A 20,148-nucleotide genomic window follows, 5' to 3' on the forward strand; every position below is an offset into this window, starting at 1 on the left:
TTGTGCTTACTCAAACAGAAGTTTCAGCGCTATTTAAACACTGTGTAGCAAAGCATTATTTACCCTGTGGATTACTTTATGGCAGTGGTATGCGATTAATGGAGGTACTGCGTTTACGAGTTCACGATATTGACTTTGACTATAACTGCATTCGAATTTGGGATGGCAAAGGAGGTAAAAATCGTGTTGTAACGCTTGCAGTAGAGCTCATACCGCAATTACGTTCTCAAATACAATTAGTTGATAGTTACCTGCAATTAGATCTGAAAAACCCCTTATATAGCGGCGCTTATATGCCGCATTTGTTACGTAAAAAATATCCAAACCATAATAAGCAGCTGGGATGGCAATATTTATTTTCATCACATAAATTAAGTCTTGATCCCGAGAGTAAGCAATTAAGGCGCCATCATATCGATGAAAAGCAATTACAGCGCGCTGTTAAAAAAGCCGCTTTTGATGCACATATTAATAAACACGTTACCCCACATACTTTGCGTCACTCTTTCGCTACGCATTTGCTGCAAAGCGGCGCTGATATCCGCACAGTACAAACACAGCTAGGTCATAGTGATGTGCGTACTACACAAATATATACCCATGTACTACAACAAGGTGCCAACGGTGTTATTAGCCCTTTTTCAAGATTATAAACTTCCCTATTTAAAACAAAAAAGCACAGCCCACAAGCGCCATGCTTTTTAAATTCAACCGTAAAACTACTTACTTTACAAACGAATCCCGCCGTCTATTTCAACCACGCGACCTGTAAAAAAGTCGTTTTCGATTATGTATTGTGCGGTATGGGCAATTTCGTCGCTTTCACCCAAGCGCCCGACTGGCGTTACTGCAAGCATACGTTGTTTGGCTTCGGGCTTCATGGCGTCGGTCATGGCGGTGCTTATTATACCTGGTGCAATAGCGCCTACACGTATACCAAAGCGGCCAAGTTCTTTAGCCCATGTGGTGGTAAGTGCCACTACGCCTGCTTTTGATGCCGCGTAATTTGTTTGGCCTATGTTACCTGCACGCGCTACGCTCGACATATTAACGATTACGCCGCCTTTGCCTGATTCAATCATGTGGCTTGCCGCTTCGCGCCCTGCTAAAAACACACCTGTCAGGTTTACATCAATCACTGATTGAAATTGCTCAAGAGACATTTTTTTAACGACTTTGCCGTCTTTAGCCTTTATAAACATGCCGTCGCGTAAAATACCGGCGTTGTTTATAAGCACGCCAATGTGGCCAAAATCACTGTTAATGGTATTAAATACGTTTTCTACTTCGCTTTCAGCGGTTACGTTTGCGGCATACCCTTTAATGTTGCCTGTGACACCTTCAAGCTGTGTGAGTTGCTCGCATGCTGTATTAAGAAGCTCTTGCGCCATATCTATTAAAGCAATGTTTGCGCCCATAAGTGCAAACTTTTGCGCCATTGCAAAGCCTAAACCTTGTGCGCCACCGGTTATTACTACCGTGTTATTTTTAATTTCCACGCGTTGCTCCTACTTAGAAAACAGTTTAAAAATGGCACTAAAATCATCACTACCTGCACCTTGGTGCTGTAGCATAGTGTATAAATTTTTAGCCATTGAACCCATAGGGGTTGATGAATTACTTTGCTGCGCGGCCTCCATAGCAAGGCCTAAATCTTTAGCCATTAAATCAACCATAAAGCCTGGTTTGTAATCGTTACTTGCAGGTGCGGTATCCATTACACCTGGGCATGGGTTGTAAAGTTCAAGCGTCCAGTTACGGCCCGAACTTGCGGTCATTATGTCGCTAAGTACTTTAGGATCGAGGCCGTTATTAATACCCATTTGCAGGGCTTCGCTGGTGCCTGCCATTAAAATACTTAACAGCATGTTGTTACATATTTTGGCAACTTGCCCTGCGCCAATATCGCCTGCATGGAATATGTTTTTACCCATATCACTCAGCACTGTATTTGCTTTATTAAACGCTGCTTTTTCGCCGCCTACAATAAAAGTAAGTGTGCCAGCAGTTGCGCCTGCAACGCCGCCCGATACCGGTGCATCTACAAAGCTTATGCCTTGTTCACCAAGCGCACTGCCTACAATACGGGCTGATTCTGCATCTATTGTTGAGCAGTCAATTACTAAAGTATTTTTGCTTAGCACTTTAATTAAACCGCTGTCGTCGTTATTACCTAAATAAAGCGATTTAACATGTTTGCCCGCAGGTAACATACTAATAAGTACGTCAGCATTAGTTGCGCACTGCTTTGCATCAACCGCTGCTTTTGCGCCTTTGCTTGCAAGTTCATTTACGACCGATTGGTTTAAATCGAACACACTAACAGTATGTCCAGCTTTAATTAAGTTAGCCGCCATTGGGCCGCCCATATTACCTAAACCAATAAAACCTATGTTTAATTTACTCATAGTTGTTCCTTTTAAATACCAATTTTACTTAACAGCAAGCTCATTGAGCGGGTGATTTTCGCCAAAGCGGTTAGCAAAAAAGCTATCTATTATTGTTTGTGGTACATCACTAAGTGTTTTGTATTGCCAATTTGGCGCACCGTCTTTATCTATTAGTAGCGCCCTTACACCTTCTTGAAACTCACCTACTTCGCCAGCGCGAACCGACATACCCAGCTCCATTTTAAAACACGCTAATAAGCTTTTGCCTTGGCTTGTTTTTAATTGCTCACTTACAAGTGCACAACTTAGTGGGCAGCCATGCTTAAGTGATTTTTGAGCGCGCTGTAGCCATTTATCGTCAGTAGTTAGCCCTAAAATGTAATCAACCTGCTCCTGCAAGGTTGTAAACTCACCCAGTTTTTGAATCGTTTTTAGGTTAGCTTTTACGTTGCCTTTAGGCATACGCGCCGACTGGTTATCTAAATCGGTGAGTAAATCGGTTAACCTGTCATGATTTAGGCTTGCCGTTTTTCCCCACTTGACAGTTAAAATTTGCGCAAGCATGGCATCATATTTAGTGCTGTCGATAAAGTGATCGGCAAGCGATACAAAACGCGCGTCGTCGCAGTTTATAGAGGCCGACGTTAAGCCTAAAAATAGTCCGACGCTTTGTGGCATTTTAAGTAAAAAGTAACTGCCGCCTACATCTGGGTATAAACCAATGGTTTGCTCTGGCATGGCAATGCGAGATGTTTCGGTTACGACGCGGTGGCTAGCACCGGCCATTAACCCTAAACCGCCGCCCATTACTATGCCGTTACCCCAAACAAGGATTGGTTTATCAAAGGTATGAATAAGGTAATCAAGCTTGTACTCTAGCGTAAAAAACTCTTCAACTAGGCTTGTTGGTTTACCTTGCGCCATTGCACGATGAAGGCTTACAACATCGCCACCAGCACAAAATGCTTTATCGCCAGCGCCTTTTAACAATACCATTGCAATAGCATCATCATCTTGCCAAGCTCGCAATTGCGGCTCAAGTAATTTGATCATCTCAAAATTAAGTGCATTTAACGCTTTTGGCGCATTGAGTGTAATAAGCCCTATTAAACTGCCGTTTTCTGCGGTTGCGGTTTCGAATATCACGGGCTCATCGGCGCTATTTAATACTGTTAAAGCACTCATTAGCCGTTTACCCAGTTAGCGCGGCGTTTTTCTAAAAAGGCATTTACGCCTTCTTGTTGATCTTCGGTATCAAATAAACCAACAAATAATTCACGTTCAAGAGGCAATACACTTGCCATTGGTTGATGGCGCCCTTTTTGAATCAATGTTTTACACGCTGCTACTGAGGTAGGGCTTTGATCGGCCACTTGGTTGGCAAGCTTTAATGCCGCAGCAAAGCTTTCCCCTTGTGGTACTACTTCTTCTACTAAGCCAATTTGCAGGGCTTTATCGGCTTTTAAGCGCTCGCCGCATAAAATCATGCGTTTTGCCCAGCCTTCACCTACAAGCCATGCTAAATTTTGTGTGCCACCCGCACACGGTAATAACCCTACTTTAGCTTCAGGTAGCGCCATTTGTGCTTGCTCTTCCGCAATACGTATATCGCACGCAAGGGCAACCTCTAAGCCACCGCCCATTGCATAACCGTTAATAGCAGCGACCGACACACCTCTAAAATTAGTAAGTGCTTCAAACGCTTCACCAAATACACGAGACATGTCGGCGGCTACGCCTTTATCGCCACCAGCAAATACGTTTAGGTCGGCACCGGCGCTAAAAAACTTCTCGCCTTCACCAGTCAGTACTAAGGCATAAATATTTTTATTATTATTAAGCTCGTTAACGGTATTTTTTAAATCAACTAAAGTGTCTTTTGTCCAGGTGTTTGCTGGCGGGTTAGACATCGTTAAAATTGCAACATGACCTTCGGTTGTTAGCTCAATACTCGGATTAGATTTAGATTCTGACATACATTGCTCCTTATAAAACGTCGCTTGCAGACTCAGCCAAAATACGGCGCGCAATAATTACGCGCATGATTTCGTTAGTGCCTTCTAAAATTTGATGAACGCGTACATCGCGTACATGGCGCTCTAGCGGGTATTCTTTTATATAACCGTAACCACCATGAATTTGCAGCGCGTCGTTACACACGGTAAAGCCCACATCGGTAGCAAAGCGTTTAGCCATAGCGCAGTAAGTGGTTTTTTCAACGTCGTTATTATCAAGTTTAAATGCAGCAAGCCTAACCATTTGGCGCGCAGCTACCAGCTCGGTGTTCATATCGGCAATTTTAAATTGCAATGCTTGAAACGCAGCCAATGGCTTACCAAATTGCGTGCGTTCTTTTAAATATTCACGGGCGGTATTAAGCGCTGCTTGCGCTGTACCAATTGAACATGTGGCAATGTTAATTCGGCCGCCATCAAGGCCTTGCATCGCAAATTTAAAGCCTTCGCCCTCAGCCCCTAATAAGTTGTGCGCAGGAATGCGTACATCTTCAAAGCTAATTAGGCGTGTAGGTTGTGCGTTCCACCCCATTTTTTCTTCTGCTTTGCCGTATTCAACGCCTTTTGCATCGGCAGGCACTACAAATGCCGAAATACCTGCAGCGCCTTCGCCGCCTGTACGTGCCATTACCACTAATACTTCGGTTTCGCCAGCGCCCGATATAAACATTTTTGAGCCGTTAATAACGTACTCATCGCCCTCAAGCACAGCTTTTGTTTTAAGTGATGCGGCGTCTGAACCCGAGCCTGGCTCTGTTAAACAATAAGAGGCAAGTAGCTCGCCCATGACTAATTGCTCTACGTATTGGTCTTTAACTGCATCGGTACCAAAACTTGCTACCATCCACGTGGCCATATTATGAATGGTCAACATGGCCGTGGTTGCTGTACAGCCCATAGCAAGCTGTTCAAAAATAATGCTCGAATCTAAACGAGATAAACCAAGGCCGCCGGCTTCCTCTGGCGTGTATAAACCGCAAAAACCAAGCTCGCCTGCTGCTTTAATCGTGTCTTTAGGGAAAATATGTTCGCGGTCCCATTTTGCTGCATAAGGTGCTAGTTCTGACTCGGCAAATTGTCGTGCTGTTTGCGCAAAGGCTTGTTGATCTTCAGATAAGTTAAAGTCCATGTTAGACCTCTTTAATTGTGTAAGTTATGTTAGTTGTGTTGTTAGCGTTTCCCGTTACGGGGATATCGTGACGAGCGGCGAAGGCTTATGTGTGTGTTGTGTGTGAAGTAGCCTTCGCGCCCATCTTTATTATTAGTTATTCTTTTATTTACTCATTTTTTAATTACGATTATTTTAAGTTAATGCTCATGTTTGGACCCGAAGCAATATCGTCTTCAAACCAACGTGAGGTAATCGTTTTAGTTTCTGTGTAAAAACGAATACCTTGCTTACCGTACGTGTGCGTATCGCCGTAAAACGAGCCTTTCCAACCAGTGAACGAAAAGAACGGAAGTGGCACCGGAATTGGCACATTAATACCTACTTGCCCTACTTCAATTTCGTGTTGGAATTTACGAGCTACTGCGCCGCTTGAGGTAAATAACGAGGTGCCGTTACCATAAAGGCTGTCGTTAATAAGTGCGATTGCTTCATCAAGCGTGTCTACAAACATACACGCCAGTACGGGGCCAAATATTTCTTCTTTGTATAAATCCATTTCTTTGGTTACGTCAGTAAATAACGTTGGGCCAACCCAGTTACCTTGCTCGTACCCTTCAACTGTAAAGTCTGAGCCATCAATTAAACAGGTAGCGCCTTGCTCTTTACCACCGGCAATAAGTGATAAAATACGTGCTTTTGCTGCTTTTGATGTTTGTGGACCGTATGCCGCGTTTGCATCATCCCACACGCCTGGGCGTACATTTTCAAAGCCTGCTTTAATTTCATCTACCCATTGACTTGCTTGACCTACAAATACAGCAACCGAAATACCCATACAACGCTGACCAGCAGCACCTACCGATGCGCCTACTAGGTTGTTTACAACGTGCGATTTACTTGCATCAGGCATAATAACCATGTGATTTTTAGCGCCAACACACGCTTGCACACGTTTAAGATTTTGTGTGCCTTTAGAATAAATATAAGCACCTACACCACACGAGCCAACAAACGAAATAGCGCGCACTGCTTTATCTTCTAGTAAGCGGTCTACTTGTGGTTTTGTACCGTGAACAACTTGTAATACGCCTTTTGGTGCGCCGGCTTCAATAAATAGCTCTGCTAAGCGCATTGGTGTAAGTGGATCTTGCTCAGACGGTTTTAAAATAAAGGTGTTGCCACACACAATAGCCAGCGGGAACATCCAAAGTGGGATCATTGCAGGGAAGTTAAACGGAGTAACGCCCGCACACACGCCAAGTGGCTGCATGTAAGAATACGTATCGATTTTACGCGCTACGTTTTCCATTGTTTCACCCATCATTAATGATGGTGCGTTCGCTGCCTGTTCTACTACTTCAATACCACGCCAAACATCGCCTTTTGCATCTTCAAATGTTTTACCCAATTCGTGGCAAATAATGGTAGCAAGCTCATCGTGATGTTCTTTTAATAACGCTGCGTACTTCATCATAATGCGAGCACGTTCGGTAATGGGTACGTCTTTCCATGTTTTAAACGTCTCAGAAGCTGAGGCAATTGCTGCGTCCATTTCTGACTCGGTGGTACATGGCACTTGTGCAAGTACTTCTTGAGTTGCTGGGTTTATAACATCGATAAGCTCTTTAGACGCTGATTGAATAAATTCGCCATTAATAAGTAGTGGTACTTGGTGCATGATTAAATCCTAGTGTGTGAGTTGTGTGTTCTCTTTTAAAATTGGTAGCGCCGCTTTGTTAGTATTATTAGTGCAGCGCTTTTATAGTTATTCGTACAGTTTTCTTATAACTATTAAATACCTAGTTAATATGCTTCTACGGCCATAGCAACCGCTTCACCGCCACCAATACATAAAGACGCGATACCTTTTTTAAGGCCTCGGTTTTTAAGGGCATGAATAAGCGTTATTAAAATACGTGCGCCGCTTGCACCGATTGGGTGGCCAAGTGCACATGCACCGCCATTTACGTTTACTTTGCTTTCATCTAGTTTTAACTCGTTAATAGCAAGCATAGTTACCATGGCAAATGCTTCGTTAATTTCCCAAAGGTCAACGTCGTTTACAGCCCAGCCTGCTTTTTCAAGCACGCTGCTTATTGCACCTACTGGCGCTACTGTAAATTCACTTGGTTTTTGAGAGTGAGTACTGTGCGCTACAATTTTACAAAGCGGTGTTAAACCCTGCTCTTTTGCTTTTGATTCGCTCATTAATACAAGCGCTGCGCCACCGTCTGAAATTGACGATGAATTTGCGGCAGTAATAGTGCCGTCTTTTTTAAAGGCTGCACGTAAGCTTGGAATTTTTTCAGGACGGGCGTTACCTGGTTGCTCATCAATCGAAACTGTTACATCGCCTTTGCGTGTTTGCATAGTGTGCGGCGCAACTTCGTTATCAAAGCTACCATTTTGTATAGCGGCTTTTGCTTTACTTAATGAGCCCAGTGCAAACGTATCCATTTGCTCGCGGCCAATGCCGTATTCGTCGGCGGTGTCTTGTGCAAAACAGCCCATTGCTTTGTTGTCGTAAGCGTCTTCAAGGCCATCGCTCATCATGTGATCTTTTATTTCGCCGTGGCCCATACGCATTCCGCCACGCGCTTTTGGAATAAAGTACGGTGCGTTAGTCATGCTTTCCATGCCACCGGCAATAGCAGATTGAATAGAGCCTGCTTTAATTAAATCGTTTGCAAGCATGGCCGCTTTTAAACCAGATCCACATACTTTGTTGATTGTTGTAGCACCGGTGCTAAGTGCAAGCCCTGCTTTTAACATTGCTTGACGTGCGGGTGCTTGCCCAATGCCTGCTGGTAATACACAACCCATAATTACTTCGTCTATTGCATCATTAGCTAAACCAGTTTGTGCAAGTGCACTGGCAATGGCGGTTGCGCCAAGCTCGGTAGACTGCGCATCACTTAACGCCCCCATAAAACCACCCATTGGGGTGCGTTTTGCTGCTACAATTACCACTGATTCTAAAGTCATAACTAACTCCGTTGTAATTTAATGCAAATAATTGTTAGTATATTTGCTCTATTAATTTAGTATTCATTTATTATTTAATACCTACACACAATACTAACGTTTACGCCAACGTCAACTAAAAACAGCTTAATTTTTAGTTTTAAAAGTGTAAGCATTATTTTCCAGCCGTAAGTCTGTATCAAACAAATAAAATTAAACCATTGAATATTAATAATATAATTTAACATTTCACACCAACACTCCTTTATAAATAGCTTCAAATCACGCCAAGCTTTACCTTTACGTAAACTTCACTTATATTGGGGTTATTCGAATGAGGTAAATACAACTATGAAACCAGATAATCAAACAAACTTTGCAAGCTCTGCCAAGGTGCCAGCAAGTAATGAACAAACATTTAGTATTAGCGAACTCGCTAAAGAGTTTGACATTACTACCCGCTCTATTCGCTTTTACGAAGACCAAGGGCTAATAACGCCTGATCGTAATGGTCAAACCCGTATTTATTCAAAACGCGACAAAGTTCGCTTAAAACTAATATTACGTGGTAAACGATTGGGCTTTACGCTTGCCGAAACCGGCCGTTTGTTTGAACTGTACGACGCTGATAAGTCGAGCGCTAAGCAGCTGGTTACCATGCTTGATTTAATAGCTGATAAAAAGTCTGACCTATCTCAACAAATGGACGACATTAAAGTTGTTCTTATGGAATTAGTGACGGCCGAGCGCCGATGCAGAGACACACTTAACAAAATAGACGAGTAGCCTATTTTAAGAATAACAACACACTGACGACACACAGGAATGAATCATGAGCACTATTTCACTATATAAAGAAATGAACTTTGGCCTAGGCGAAACCGCCGATATGATCCGCGACCACGTAAATAGTTTTGCGAGTCAGGAAATTGCCCCGCTTGCTGAAAAAACTGACTTAGATAACGCATTTCCAAATCAACTTTGGGCACAAATGGGCGAAATGGGCGTACTGGGTATGACCGTATCTGAAGAGTTAGGAGGCGCAGGATTAGGTTACTTAGAACATGTTATTGCTATGGAAGAAATTAGCCGTGCCAGTGCCTCTATTGGCCTAAGCTATGGCGCGCATTCAAACCTGTGTGTTAATCAAATTAACCGTAATGGTACACAAGCTCAAAAAGAAAAATACTTACCTAAGCTTATTAGTGGTGAGCACATTGGTGCCCTTGCAATGAGCGAGCCTAATGCAGGCTCTGACGTTGTGTCAATGAAACTTAAAGCTGAGAAAAAAGGCGATAAGTACATTTTAAACGGCAATAAAATGTGGATCACCAATGGCCCAGACGCGCACACGTTAGTTATTTACGCTAAAACAGATTTAGATGCAGGTGCTAAAGGCATTACCGCGTTTATTGTTGAGAGCGACTTCCCGGGTTTTTCTACGGCGCAAAAACTCGACAAACTAGGCATGCGTGGCTCAAACACCTGTGAGTTGGTATTTGAAAACTGCGAAGTGCCAGAGGAAAACATTTTAGGTAACTTAAACGAAGGCGTTAAAGTACTTATGAGTGGCCTTGATTACGAACGCGTAGTACTTGCAGCAGGCCCGCTTGGCATAATGCAAGCGTGTATGGATATAGTGGTACCGTACATTCATGAGCGTAAACAGTTTGACACCCCTATTGGGCAGTTTCAGTTAATTCAAGGTAAAGTAGCCGACATGTATACACAAATGAATGCTGCGCGCTCATATGTATACACGGTAGCTCGCTCTTGTGACCGAGGTGAAACCACCCGTAAAGATGCCGCCGGTGCAATTTTATACGCCGCAGAGCTTGCAACCAAAATGGCGCTCGATGCGATTCAAATTTTAGGTGGCAATGGCTACATAAACGAATACGCCACAGGCCGCCTGCTGCGTGACGCCAAATTATACGAAATTGGTGCAGGTACATCAGAAATACGCCGCATGCTTATTGGCCGCGAACTTTTCACTGAAAGCCGTTAAGGATTAAACCATGACGATTTTAAAATCGAGCGTTAATCCTCACGATCCAACGTTTGTGCAAAACCATAAAAACATGTCAGCGCTGGTGGATGATTTACGCAGTAAAGTAGCCACTATTAGCCAAGGCGGAGGCGCCGCATTAAAAGAGCGCCACGAAGGCCGTGGTAAATTATTTGTACGCGACCGTATAAGTACGTTAATTGACGAAGGCTCACCGTTTTTAGAAATTTCACAATTTGCGGCATTTGGTGTGTACGAACAAGCAATACCGTGCGCCGGTGTTGTAGCCGGTATTGGCCGTGTTAAAGGCATTGAATGCATGATTATTGCAAACGATGCCACGGTTAAAGGCGGTACGTACTTTCCGCTTACTGTTAAAAAGCATTTACGTGCACAAGATATCGCAGAGCGTTGCCACTTACCGTGTATTTACTTGGTTGATTCGGGCGGTGCAAACCTGCCAGAGCAAGACGATGTATTTCCCGATAAGCTGCATTTTGGTCGTATTTTTTATAATCAAGCGCGTATGTCGGGTAAAGGTATTCCACAAATTGCCGTGGTAATGGGTTTATGTACCGCAGGGGGGGCATATGTACCAGCAATGGCCGATGAAAGCATTATTGTAAAAGATCAAGGCACTATATTTTTAGCAGGCCCGCCACTTGTAAAAGCAGCAACCGGCGAGGAAGTAACAGCCGAAGAACTTGGCGGCGCCGATGTGCACTGTAAAGTGTCGGGTGTTGCCGATCACTACGCTGAGAATGATGCTCATGCGCTGTCTATAGCGCGCCAATGTATTGAGCGTATTAATTACACACGCCCTACAGCCCCTCTTCTAGAGGATGTAAAGCCTCCACGTTACGATATTAACGAGCTTTACGGCATTGTAGGCACCGACCTTAAAAAGCCGTTTGATGTACGCGAAGTAATAGCGCGCACAGTGGACGACTCATCATTTGATGAATTTAAACGCTACTTTGGTGAAACGCTCGTCACCGGTTTTGCCAGCATTTATGGCAACCCTGTTGGCATAGTGGCTAATAACGGTATTTTATTTAGTGAGTCGGCGCAAAAAGGCGCGCACTTTATTCAGCTGTGTGCTCAGCGCAATATTCCTTTGGTGTTTTTACAAAATATTACTGGCTTTATGGTGGGTAAAAAATACGAAGCCGAAGGCATTGCAAAGCACGGCGCTAAAATGGTGATGGCGGTTTCGTGTGCTGATGTGCCTAAATTTACAGTACTTATTGGCGGCTCTTACGGCGCAGGTAACTACGGAATGTGTGGCCGTGCATTTGAACCTACCATGATGTGGATGTGGCCTAATGCCCGTATTTCGGTAATGGGCGGCGAGCAAGCAGCCGGTGTAATGGCGCAAGTTAAACAAGATGGTTTAGCACGCAAAGGTCAAAGCATGAGCGAGCAAGAAATCAGTGACTTTAAAAAGCCAATTATTGATCAGTACGAAGAGCAAGGTCATCCGTATTACGCCAGCGCCCGCTTGTGGGATGACGGCATTATAGACCCTGCCGATACGCGTAATGTATTAGGGCTTGCGTTAACGGCTGCGAACAACGCACCAAAACGTGATTCGAAATTTGGCGTATTTAGAATGTAACCGGAGCGCAAAATGTCAGTAACACTACAAATAACAAAATCTAATGTGGCTGTACTTGTGTTAAGCCGCCCAGAAAAAAGAAACGCATTTAACAGTGAAGTAATACACGAGCTGATTCAGTGTATTGAACATGCAAATACGCTTGATATTCGCGCTTTGGTTTTAAAAACTGAAGGTAAGCATTTTTCAGCCGGTGCCGATTTAGCCTGGATGAAGTCGATGGCGGATAATAACTACGCCGATAATTTAGCTGACTCAATGCAATTAGCTAAATTAATGCAAGTGTTGGCAAGCTCGCCGCATCCAACAATTTGCGCCGTACAAGGCGCTGCTTTTGGCGGTGCACTGGGCTTAATTGCTTGTTGCGACATAGCCCTTAGTAAAGACGATGCGCAATTTTGTTTAAGCGAAGTAAAGCTGGGCCTTATTCCGGCTGTTATTAGCCCATACGTAATTAAGGCTATTGGTGAACGTGCTGCGCGCAGATACTTTTTAACGGCTGAAGTGTTTGATGCGCATACTGCTAAACAACTGGGTTTAATTCATCAAGTAACCGGTAATTTAGACTGTGCACTCGATAACATGCTGCAAACACTGATTGATAACGGACCTATAGCAGTAAAAGCCGCCAAAGCATTAATTAACGATGTAGCAAATAAGCCGATTACCGATGAACTCATTGAACTTACCGCTGAGCGTATTGCAAAAATTCGCGTATCTGAAGAAGGTCAAGAAGGGCTTACTGCTTTTTTTGATAAACGCCCACCCGCTTGGCAACTGTAGGATTAATTATGAACACACAACGATTACAAAAAATACTGATTGCCAATCGTGGAGAAATTGCGTGCCGCGTAATGCGCAGCGCAAAACAAATGGGCTTAACCACGGTCGCGGTTTATTCTGATGCAGACAAACATGCCCAGCACGTAAAAATGGCTGATGAGGCTTACCATATTGGCGCTGCGCCAAGTAAAGACTCGTATTTAGTGGCAGACAAAATTTTACAAGTAGCCAAAGACTGCGGCGCTGATTGTATTCACCCGGGGTACGGTTTTTTATCTGAAAACAGCGAATTTGCTAAAGCCTGCGAAGCGAACAATATTGCTTTTGTAGGGCCACCAGCAAGCAGTATTGAAGCTATGGGGTCTAAAACCCGTGCTAAAGAAATAATGGCCGCTGCCAATGTGCCGTTAGTGCCAGGTTATTACGGCGATAAACAAGATCCTGCTTTTTTACAAACTGAAGCTGAAAAAATTGGCTACCCTGTACTTATTAAAGCCGCCTTTGGTGGCGGTGGTAAAGGCATGCGCGTAGTTGAAAAAGCAAAAGACTTTATGAGTGCACTACAAGGTGCGCAACGTGAAGCTATTGCCGGTTTTGGTAACGATTTAGTATTGCTTGAGCGCTACGTAAACCAGCCTCGCCATGTTGAAGTACAAGTATTTGCAGATAACCACGGTAACTGTGTTTATTTAGGCGATCGTGATTGTTCTTTGCAACGCCGTCATCAAAAAGTAATTGAAGAAGCCCCTGCTCCGGGTTTATCTGACGAGCTACGTAAAGAAATGGGCGAAGCAGCTGTACGCTGTGCACTGGCTATAAATTATAGAGGCGCAGGTACGGTTGAGTTTTTACTGTGTGGCGATGAATTTTTCTTTATGGAAATGAATACGCGCCTACAGGTAGAGCACCCCGTGACCGAAATGGTAACCGGTGTAGATTTAGTCAACTGGCAAATTAATATTGCGGGTGGGCAAACATTGCCACTAACACAAAGTGATATTCAATTGCAGGGTCATAGTTTTGAAGCGCGTATATACGCAGAAGATCCAGCCAACGACTTCATTCCGTGCTCGGGCACTATTGAAGCGTTACATACACCCCTTAACAGTGAATTTGTACGCATTGATACAGGCATTGCACAAGGCGACGAAATCAGCCCGTTTTACGATCCGATGATTGCAAAACTTATTGTGCACGACGACAATCGCGAACAAGCCTTGAGCCGTTTACAACACGCCCTTGAGCAATTTCATTTAGCGGGTTTTAGCACTAACATTGGCTTTTTACATAACTTAGCAAGCCACCCTACGTTTAAACAAGGTGCGCCAAGTACACACTTTATTGCAGAGCAAGGTGACTCGTTAGTAGCGGTTGATGAGCAGCTGTTGCAAGCAAGCCAACTTATTGGTGCTTTTGCGTATTTAGAGTCGTTAACTAACACACAAAATGCATCAAAGAGTGTAAGCCCTTGGCAACAACTAAGCGGTTTTACACTCAATGCGCCGCAAGCAATTAAAATTCCTTTTGCCGATTTACAGCTAAGCGCTATAAAAACCACAGCGGGCTATAGTATTACGCATAACGAGCACGTATTTACCCTACAAGGCACATTAAATAACGGCCTATGCACTGTATTTATTAACGGCGAAAAACACAGCGCACACGTAACTACGTTAGGTAATAATACTGTGGGCAATAGTACCGTGAGCAATAGTACAGTAGCTAATAGTGTGACGGTGATGAATAAAGCACTGCAAACTAAGCTTGAACTAGTTGATAAACATTATATTAGTTCGCACGAAAACGAAGCACTGCCCCTTGCCGCCCCGCTCAATGGCACGGTAGTAAAACACTTAATTGAAATTGGTAGCACAATAACCAAAGGTGATGCGGTTGTTATTATCGAAGCCATGAAAATGGAATACACGCTTAACGCGCCTCACGACGGTATTTTAAAAAGCTACTGTTTTGGTGAAGGTGAATTGGTAACGCATGGCGCTCTGCTTGCGATAGTAGAAGATACGACTGAGGAAGGTGCATAATGGGTGCCTTTCCAAGTAAAGTACGTATTGTTGAAGTTGGCGCGCGAGACGGCTTACAAAACGAAAAAACAGTAAGCACAGCCGATAAAGTAGCGCTTATTAACGCCCTAAGCGCTGCAGGTTTAAAAAATATTGAAGCTGGCGCGTTTGTCTCCCCTAAATGGGTGCCACAAATGGCAGACTCAGCTGATGTAATATCAGCGCTAGATTTACCTGACGTAAATTTAAGTGCCCTTACACCTAACTTAAAAGGTGCACAAGCAGCGCATGCTGTTGGCATTAAAGAGTTTGCTATATTTACCGCTGCGAGTGAGTCGTTTTGTCAAAAAAACATAAACTGCTCAATAGAGCAAAGTATTGAACGTTTTAGCGAAGTAATGGCGTTTGCTAAAGCGAATAATATCCGCGTACGTGGTTATGTAAGCTGTGTGCTAGGTTGCCCTTATGAGGGTGAAATTGACCCACAAGCAGTACTAAGTGTATCGCAAAAGCTAATAGATTTAGGATGTTACGAAGTAAGCCTTGGCGATACCATAGGTGTTGGCACCGCTAAAGAAGTAACGCAATTAATCGAGTTACTTTTAACGCACATTGATAAAACCAAACTTGCCGTGCATTTTCATGATACATACGGCCAAGCGCTTACAAATATTTACGCAGCCTTAAGCCTAGGTATAGCAACGGTTGACGCAGCAGTTGCAGGCCTTGGTGGCTGTCCTTATGCTAAGGGTGCGTCAGGAAATGTTGCCACCGAAGATGTAGTTTACTTGCTGCAAGGGCTTGGCATTGAACACGGAATTGATTTACAAAGGTTAAGTGATGCTGGATGGGAGATAACCAAAGCACTTGGTAAGCAACCTGTGAGCAAAGTATCTGTGGCACTACACACTAAATAGCTATCTTATAAAATGATAACTCACTACTAATACAAGATAGTTAACAACAAATAGCACACAATGAGGAGAGACTCATGGCCGGTTTTGATAAGGTAGTTTATAGCTACGAAGCTGCAATGGAAGGATTAAAAGACGGCGATACCATTATTGCCGGTGGTTTTGGTTTATGTGGTATTCCTGAGGGCTTAATTAAACAAATTAAGCACATGCAAACAAAAAACTTAACTGTAGTATCTAATAACTGTGGTGTTGATGACTTTGGTTTAGGTATTTTATTACAAGACAAACAAATTAAAAAAGTAATTGCCTCGTACGTTGGCGAAAACGCCCTATTCGAGCAGCAGTTATTGAGTGGCGAAATTGATGTAGAGCTTACACCTCAAGGTACACTTGCTGAAAAAATGCGTGCTGGTGGCGCGGGTATACCTGCGTTTTACACCGCTACCGGTTACGGTACTCCTGTGGCTGAAGGCAAAGACGTAAAAGAATTTAATGGTCGCCCGTATATTTTAGAAGAGTCTATAACAGGTGAATTTGCCATAGTAAAAGCATGGAAAGCCGATCGATACGGTAATTTAGTGTTTAGACACACCGCCATGAACTTTAATCCAATGGCAGCAACGGCTGGTAAAATTACCGTTGCCGAAGTAGAAGAAATTGTAGAGCCGGGCGAGCTTGAACCAAGCCAAATTCATACCCCGGGTATTTTTGTAAATCGCGTTATTAAAGGCAGCTTTGAAAAACGCATTGAACGTGTAACAACACGAGATTAAGCAGGAGCATAATTATGGCATTATCACGTGAACAAGTTGCAATGCGCGTTGCACAAGAACTTCAAGACGGTTACTACGTAAATTTGGGCATAGGAATTCCGACACTCGTCGCAAACTATGTACCGGATGATATTGAAGTTATGTTACAGTCCGAAAATGGCCTTTTAGGCATGGGCCCGTACCCTACTAAAGCAGAGCTAGATGCCGATATGATTAACGCGGGTAAAGAAACCGTGACAGCAGCTAAAGGTGCAGCCATATTTAATAGTGCAGATAGTTTTGCCATGATACGGGGTGGTCATGTAGACTTAACTGTTCTGGGTGCATTTGAAGTTGACCAGAACGGCAACATCGCATCGTGGATGATCCCTAAAAAGCTGATTAAAGGCATGGGTGGCGCGATGGATTTAGTCGCTGGCGCGAAAAACATTATTGTTACTATGACCCATGCAAGTAAGCATGGTGACTCTAAACTATTAGAAGCCTGCTCTTTACCGCTTACTGGCGTTAATTGCGTTAAAAAAATAGTGACAGATTTAGCCGTACTAGAAGTTAAAGACGGCGCATTTCATTTATTAGAACGCGCTCCGGGCGTAACTGTTGATGAAATCATTAGTAAAACAGCAGGTAAATTACTTGTTGACGGTGAAGTACCAGAAATGGTTTTTTAGGCTTTAGCTTAAAAATAACGCTTTACCCTGTACCGACCTCATTCCCAGTGCCAATGGCGCTGAGTTACCCAAAATCCCTCTCACGAGGGATTTTTTTTATCTTTTGCCATTATTTTTACCGTCATTCATACATCTGTAGTAAATTTTATCTATAATACAAATATAAATTAAATGTAAGCGCTTAGATTCTTTGCACTATTTTGTGGATAGTCTGCACCCTTTTTGTGAACTATCGTTAAATTTATTTTTAACCTACTGATATTTATGTATTAAATAGTTGGTTCAAATTTTGCCTAAGTAAGGCGTCTCAATAAATTAAATAATACTGGAAAACATGCAAACTCCTATTCGTGGCCTTCGCTCTTTTTGCTTTGCAGCAAGAAGCCTAAGTTTTAAGCATGCAGCTAATGAACTGTACTTAACACCTTCGGCAGTGAGCCACCAAATAAAACAACTTGAAGAACAACTTGGTATTGAACTTTTTCAACGTAAAACGCGTTCAATTAGTTTAACCACTGCGGGTAAAAACTTTTTTGATGCTGTGTCTCCTATTATCACTATGTTAGAAGGCACCATTAATGAGTTTAGTCAGATGCAGCAAAATACAAATTTGACGATTACGTTGCCTGAGTTTTTTGCCAGCGAACTACTCATGCCTAAATTAAGTGAGTGGACGTCAGAGCACCCTAATATAAACCTGCAAATGGATACGCTTAAAACACGTAAAGAAATAACCCGTCATAGCGATTTATCTATTGTATTATCATCGAGTAAACCCACTGAAGGTTCTGCAACAGAGCTATTTAATCTTGAATATATCCCTGCATGTAATAAAAAGCTGCTCGATCAGTGGAGGGACGATCACCGTCAAGCGCTTAACCAAGTTCCGCTAATACTACACAAAGCTCGCCCTTGGGCCTGGCATCAGTGGGCCGAAAAAGCAGGAATTGATGACTTCTCTCCTTCTCAAATTATTCAAATAGATAGTATGTTTGGTGTAGCACGTGCTGCGCAACAGGGTATGGGGATTGCACTTATTCCACTACCTATCAGTCAAAGCTGGTTAGATGAGCAGTGGCTCTATAAGTTATTTGAACAGCCTTTAACAACTAAAGATAAGTATTATTTAGTGCAGCACGAATCAAGCACACCTAATCACCCGCTTGATTTATTTGCGAAGTGGGTTGTAAGCACATTTAGAAAAATTCAAGAGTAACTCTCTATTAGGCGAACTTATTAATACAGCCATTGTGTGTTGTATTTATGGTTCGTCTAAATCCTAAACCTCACTTTATACCAACTCCAATAAATAGCTGATCTATTTTACTTGCTAAAACAACCCATTTCTTTGTTGTAAATTTCGCAAAGGGAACAACCATTTACATCAATTTACGCCTAGAACTGAATTATTTTTTCGGCGTAAAATTTAGATCACATACTTAATGGAATTGGTATTATTTTTCAGTAATTTCTTTAAAATACAATCTATTAAAACCACAGCCCAGACTAAAGTCTATAGTTAAATTTTTTTCACTCATTGGTTTTATTTTTATCGTTTGTCGAAAATAGAGTTAAATATTAAAGTTACTTCATCAGCTCGAAACAATTAAGTTTAATTGTTTATTAAGAGTAATAAATGCAACCTTTTGAGTTTTAGTGACTCAAACCTTGCAGTGAAAAGAATCTTTATATTGTGTGTGAAGATGTTGTCAGTGTGAAAAATGGTTCAAGTTAGGTGGTGACTTGGCTTGAACTGTTTTTATTCTTGGCTCAAACCACATGATATGCAATACAAATGCTTTGAGAGCGTAGCAAACAGAATCTTTATATTGTGTGTGAAGATGTTGTCAGTGTGAAAAACGGTTCAAGTTAGGTGGTGACTTGGCTTGAACTGTTTTTATTATTAAACCACATACATAATATAGCTATATACAGGTTAAATACCTTTGTAAAAAGCCCCGTAAGTTATAACTTACGGGGCTTTTTTAGTTAATTTTTTATTTGATATTCTTTTTTTAATTTACGTATCTGCGCTTTATGTGAAAGCAAAAATGTATCAAATTGCTTAACTACCTCAGGGTAGTCAATCGATGATAATGAAAATGCTTGTAAATCTGTCGGCAATTCGTTTTGAAAATAAACGGGTCGGGTTAATTTAAAGTATTTAACGATATTATAATTTAATACATCGTTAGATATGTAGATGCACTCTACCCGCTCTTTTAAAAGCATCTCAATTAATTCCATTACATTAGCGGTTTCAATTAGCTCAACGTTTTCGTTGTTCATTAAAGGCTTAAAGCTTTGAGACGTAAACCCTCTCACCGTTGCAAAACTAACGCATTCATCAATAGTGATATTTTTATTTAAACTCGCAATACCCGTTTTAGTCACAACGGTTGGCTGCGAATAAATAATTTCATTTAAATCATCAAAGGAAGCTTTATAACTTGGTTTCCATTGAGGATTATCTGGATATTTAAAATCAACATGATGGTGATCAATAAATTCTTTATAAAGACGATTAATTGGCAGCGTGTAAAACTCAAATTTAAAGTCGTGCTGCTGTGCAAACAAAGTTAGCAACTCTTCACTGAAGCCATAATAGTCAGCACCATTTGCTCCACTACCATCAAAGTAAGGTAGATACTCTATATTCTCTACGCCGACGACATAGTGCGTTGCCGACTTAGCATCGGTTATAAAAATTAATAAAGCTAAAGGCAAATACATTAACTGCGTTGTTATTTTTATAAATTGATTCATTTATAACCTAAGTAATATTATTGATTGATGTGTAGCTGAACGCTTTAATTTTAACAAATTTGCAAAAAATATGATAAATCTATTTTATTTTATGCAAAAAAAAAGCCTGAT

18 protein-coding genes are annotated in these 20,148 nt (G+C 42.2%); 10 read left to right on the forward strand and 8 right to left on the reverse strand.

The window, feature by feature from the left end; genetic code table 11:
• Positions 1 to 653, forward strand: a 653-nt coding sequence (locus tag I6F49_RS14240; protein WP_197181105.1) for an integron integrase, incomplete at its 5' end; no start/stop codon positions are given.
• Between the two features lie 75 nt (positions 654 to 728).
• Here the strand turns inward: I6F49_RS14240 and I6F49_RS14245 are convergent.
• The 7 genes from I6F49_RS14245 to I6F49_RS14275 form a co-directional block, all read right to left on the reverse strand.
• On the reverse strand, positions 729 to 1,499 hold the full coding sequence (locus I6F49_RS14245; protein ID WP_197160913.1) for an SDR family oxidoreductase: 771 nt from the start codon (positions 1,497 to 1,499) through the stop codon (positions 729 to 731).
• A gap of 9 nt (positions 1,500 to 1,508) precedes the next feature.
• Entirely contained in the window at positions 1,509 to 2,408 is a 900-nt protein-coding gene (mmsB, locus tag I6F49_RS14250; protein WP_165727519.1) for a 3-hydroxyisobutyrate dehydrogenase, read from the reverse strand.
• Positions 2,409 to 2,432: 24 nt separating this feature from the next.
• A complete protein-coding gene (locus I6F49_RS14255) occupies positions 2,433 to 3,575 on the reverse strand; it encodes an enoyl-CoA hydratase/isomerase family protein (RefSeq protein ID WP_197181106.1) in 1,143 nt (380 codons plus the stop codon).
• On the reverse strand, positions 3,575 to 4,366 hold the full coding sequence (locus I6F49_RS14260; RefSeq protein WP_024590175.1) for an enoyl-CoA hydratase: 792 nt from the start codon (positions 4,364 to 4,366) through the stop codon (positions 3,575 to 3,577). The genes I6F49_RS14255 and I6F49_RS14260 overlap by 1 nt, the downstream gene beginning before the upstream one ends.
• A gap of 10 nt (positions 4,367 to 4,376) precedes the next feature.
• Positions 4,377 to 5,534 (reverse strand): acyl-CoA dehydrogenase family protein, encoded by a 1,158-nt coding sequence (locus I6F49_RS14265; protein ID WP_165727517.1) that lies wholly within the window; start codon positions 5,532 to 5,534, stop codon positions 4,377 to 4,379.
• A gap of 169 nt (positions 5,535 to 5,703) precedes the next feature.
• Positions 5,704 to 7,194: a CoA-acylating methylmalonate-semialdehyde dehydrogenase gene (locus tag I6F49_RS14270; RefSeq protein ID WP_197181107.1), complete on the reverse strand. Its 1,491-nt coding sequence runs from the start codon at positions 7,192 to 7,194 to the stop codon at positions 5,704 to 5,706.
• Positions 7,195 to 7,319: 125 nt separating this feature from the next.
• The gene (locus I6F49_RS14275) at positions 7,320 to 8,501 is read right to left on the reverse strand and encodes a thiolase family protein (protein ID WP_197181108.1); all 1,182 of its coding nucleotides are present in this window, start codon (positions 8,499 to 8,501) and stop codon (positions 7,320 to 7,322) included.
• Positions 8,502 to 8,831: 330 nt separating this feature from the next.
• On the opposite strand from I6F49_RS14275, the gene I6F49_RS14280 reads away from it, so the two are divergent.
• From I6F49_RS14280 to I6F49_RS14320, 9 genes are all read left to right on the forward strand, one after another.
• On the forward strand, positions 8,832 to 9,266 hold the full coding sequence (locus I6F49_RS14280) for a MerR family transcriptional regulator (RefSeq protein WP_197175206.1): 435 nt from the start codon (positions 8,832 to 8,834) through the stop codon (positions 9,264 to 9,266).
• A gap of 46 nt (positions 9,267 to 9,312) precedes the next feature.
• Positions 9,313 to 10,488: an isovaleryl-CoA dehydrogenase gene (locus tag I6F49_RS14285; protein ID WP_165727515.1), complete on the forward strand. Its 1,176-nt coding sequence runs from the start codon at positions 9,313 to 9,315 to the stop codon at positions 10,486 to 10,488.
• 10 nt (positions 10,489 to 10,498) lie between these two features.
• Positions 10,499 to 12,106, forward strand: coding sequence for a carboxyl transferase domain-containing protein (locus tag I6F49_RS14290; protein WP_101217335.1), 1,608 nt, complete (start codon positions 10,499 to 10,501; stop codon positions 12,104 to 12,106).
• 12 nt (positions 12,107 to 12,118) lie between these two features.
• Positions 12,119 to 12,889, forward strand: coding sequence for an enoyl-CoA hydratase/isomerase family protein (locus I6F49_RS14295; protein WP_138585140.1), 771 nt, complete (start codon positions 12,119 to 12,121; stop codon positions 12,887 to 12,889).
• Between the two features lie 8 nt (positions 12,890 to 12,897).
• Positions 12,898 to 14,931, forward strand: coding sequence for an acetyl/propionyl/methylcrotonyl-CoA carboxylase subunit alpha (locus tag I6F49_RS14300; protein ID WP_165740029.1), 2,034 nt, complete (start codon positions 12,898 to 12,900; stop codon positions 14,929 to 14,931).
• Positions 14,931 to 15,827 carry a hydroxymethylglutaryl-CoA lyase gene (locus I6F49_RS14305; RefSeq protein ID WP_165740026.1) on the forward strand — a complete coding sequence of 299 codons (897 nt, stop codon included), beginning with the start codon at positions 14,931 to 14,933 and terminating at the stop codon, positions 15,825 to 15,827. The genes I6F49_RS14300 and I6F49_RS14305 overlap by 1 nt, the downstream gene beginning before the upstream one ends.
• Positions 15,828 to 15,901: 74 nt before the next feature.
• Positions 15,902 to 16,600, forward strand: a complete 699-nt coding sequence (locus I6F49_RS14310) for a CoA transferase subunit A (protein ID WP_121954422.1) — start codon at positions 15,902 to 15,904, stop codon at positions 16,598 to 16,600.
• Between the two features lie 14 nt (positions 16,601 to 16,614).
• Entirely contained in the window at positions 16,615 to 17,271 is a 657-nt protein-coding gene (locus I6F49_RS14315; RefSeq protein WP_007580251.1) for a CoA transferase subunit B, read from the forward strand.
• Between the two features lie 334 nt (positions 17,272 to 17,605).
• Positions 17,606 to 18,487: a LysR family transcriptional regulator gene (locus tag I6F49_RS14320; protein WP_166419004.1), complete on the forward strand. Its 882-nt coding sequence runs from the start codon at positions 17,606 to 17,608 to the stop codon at positions 18,485 to 18,487.
• Positions 18,488 to 19,260: 773 nt separating this feature from the next.
• Here I6F49_RS14320 and I6F49_RS14325 read toward each other — a convergent pair.
• Positions 19,261 to 20,037 carry an amino acid ABC transporter substrate-binding protein gene (locus I6F49_RS14325; protein ID WP_197181109.1) on the reverse strand — a complete coding sequence of 259 codons (777 nt, stop codon included), beginning with the start codon at positions 20,035 to 20,037 and terminating at the stop codon, positions 19,261 to 19,263.
• Positions 20,038 to 20,148: the final 111 nt, after the last annotated feature.

Source organism: Pseudoalteromonas sp. SWN166 (assembly GCF_015864485.1).
Lineage (GTDB): Bacteria > Pseudomonadota > Gammaproteobacteria > Enterobacterales > Alteromonadaceae > Pseudoalteromonas.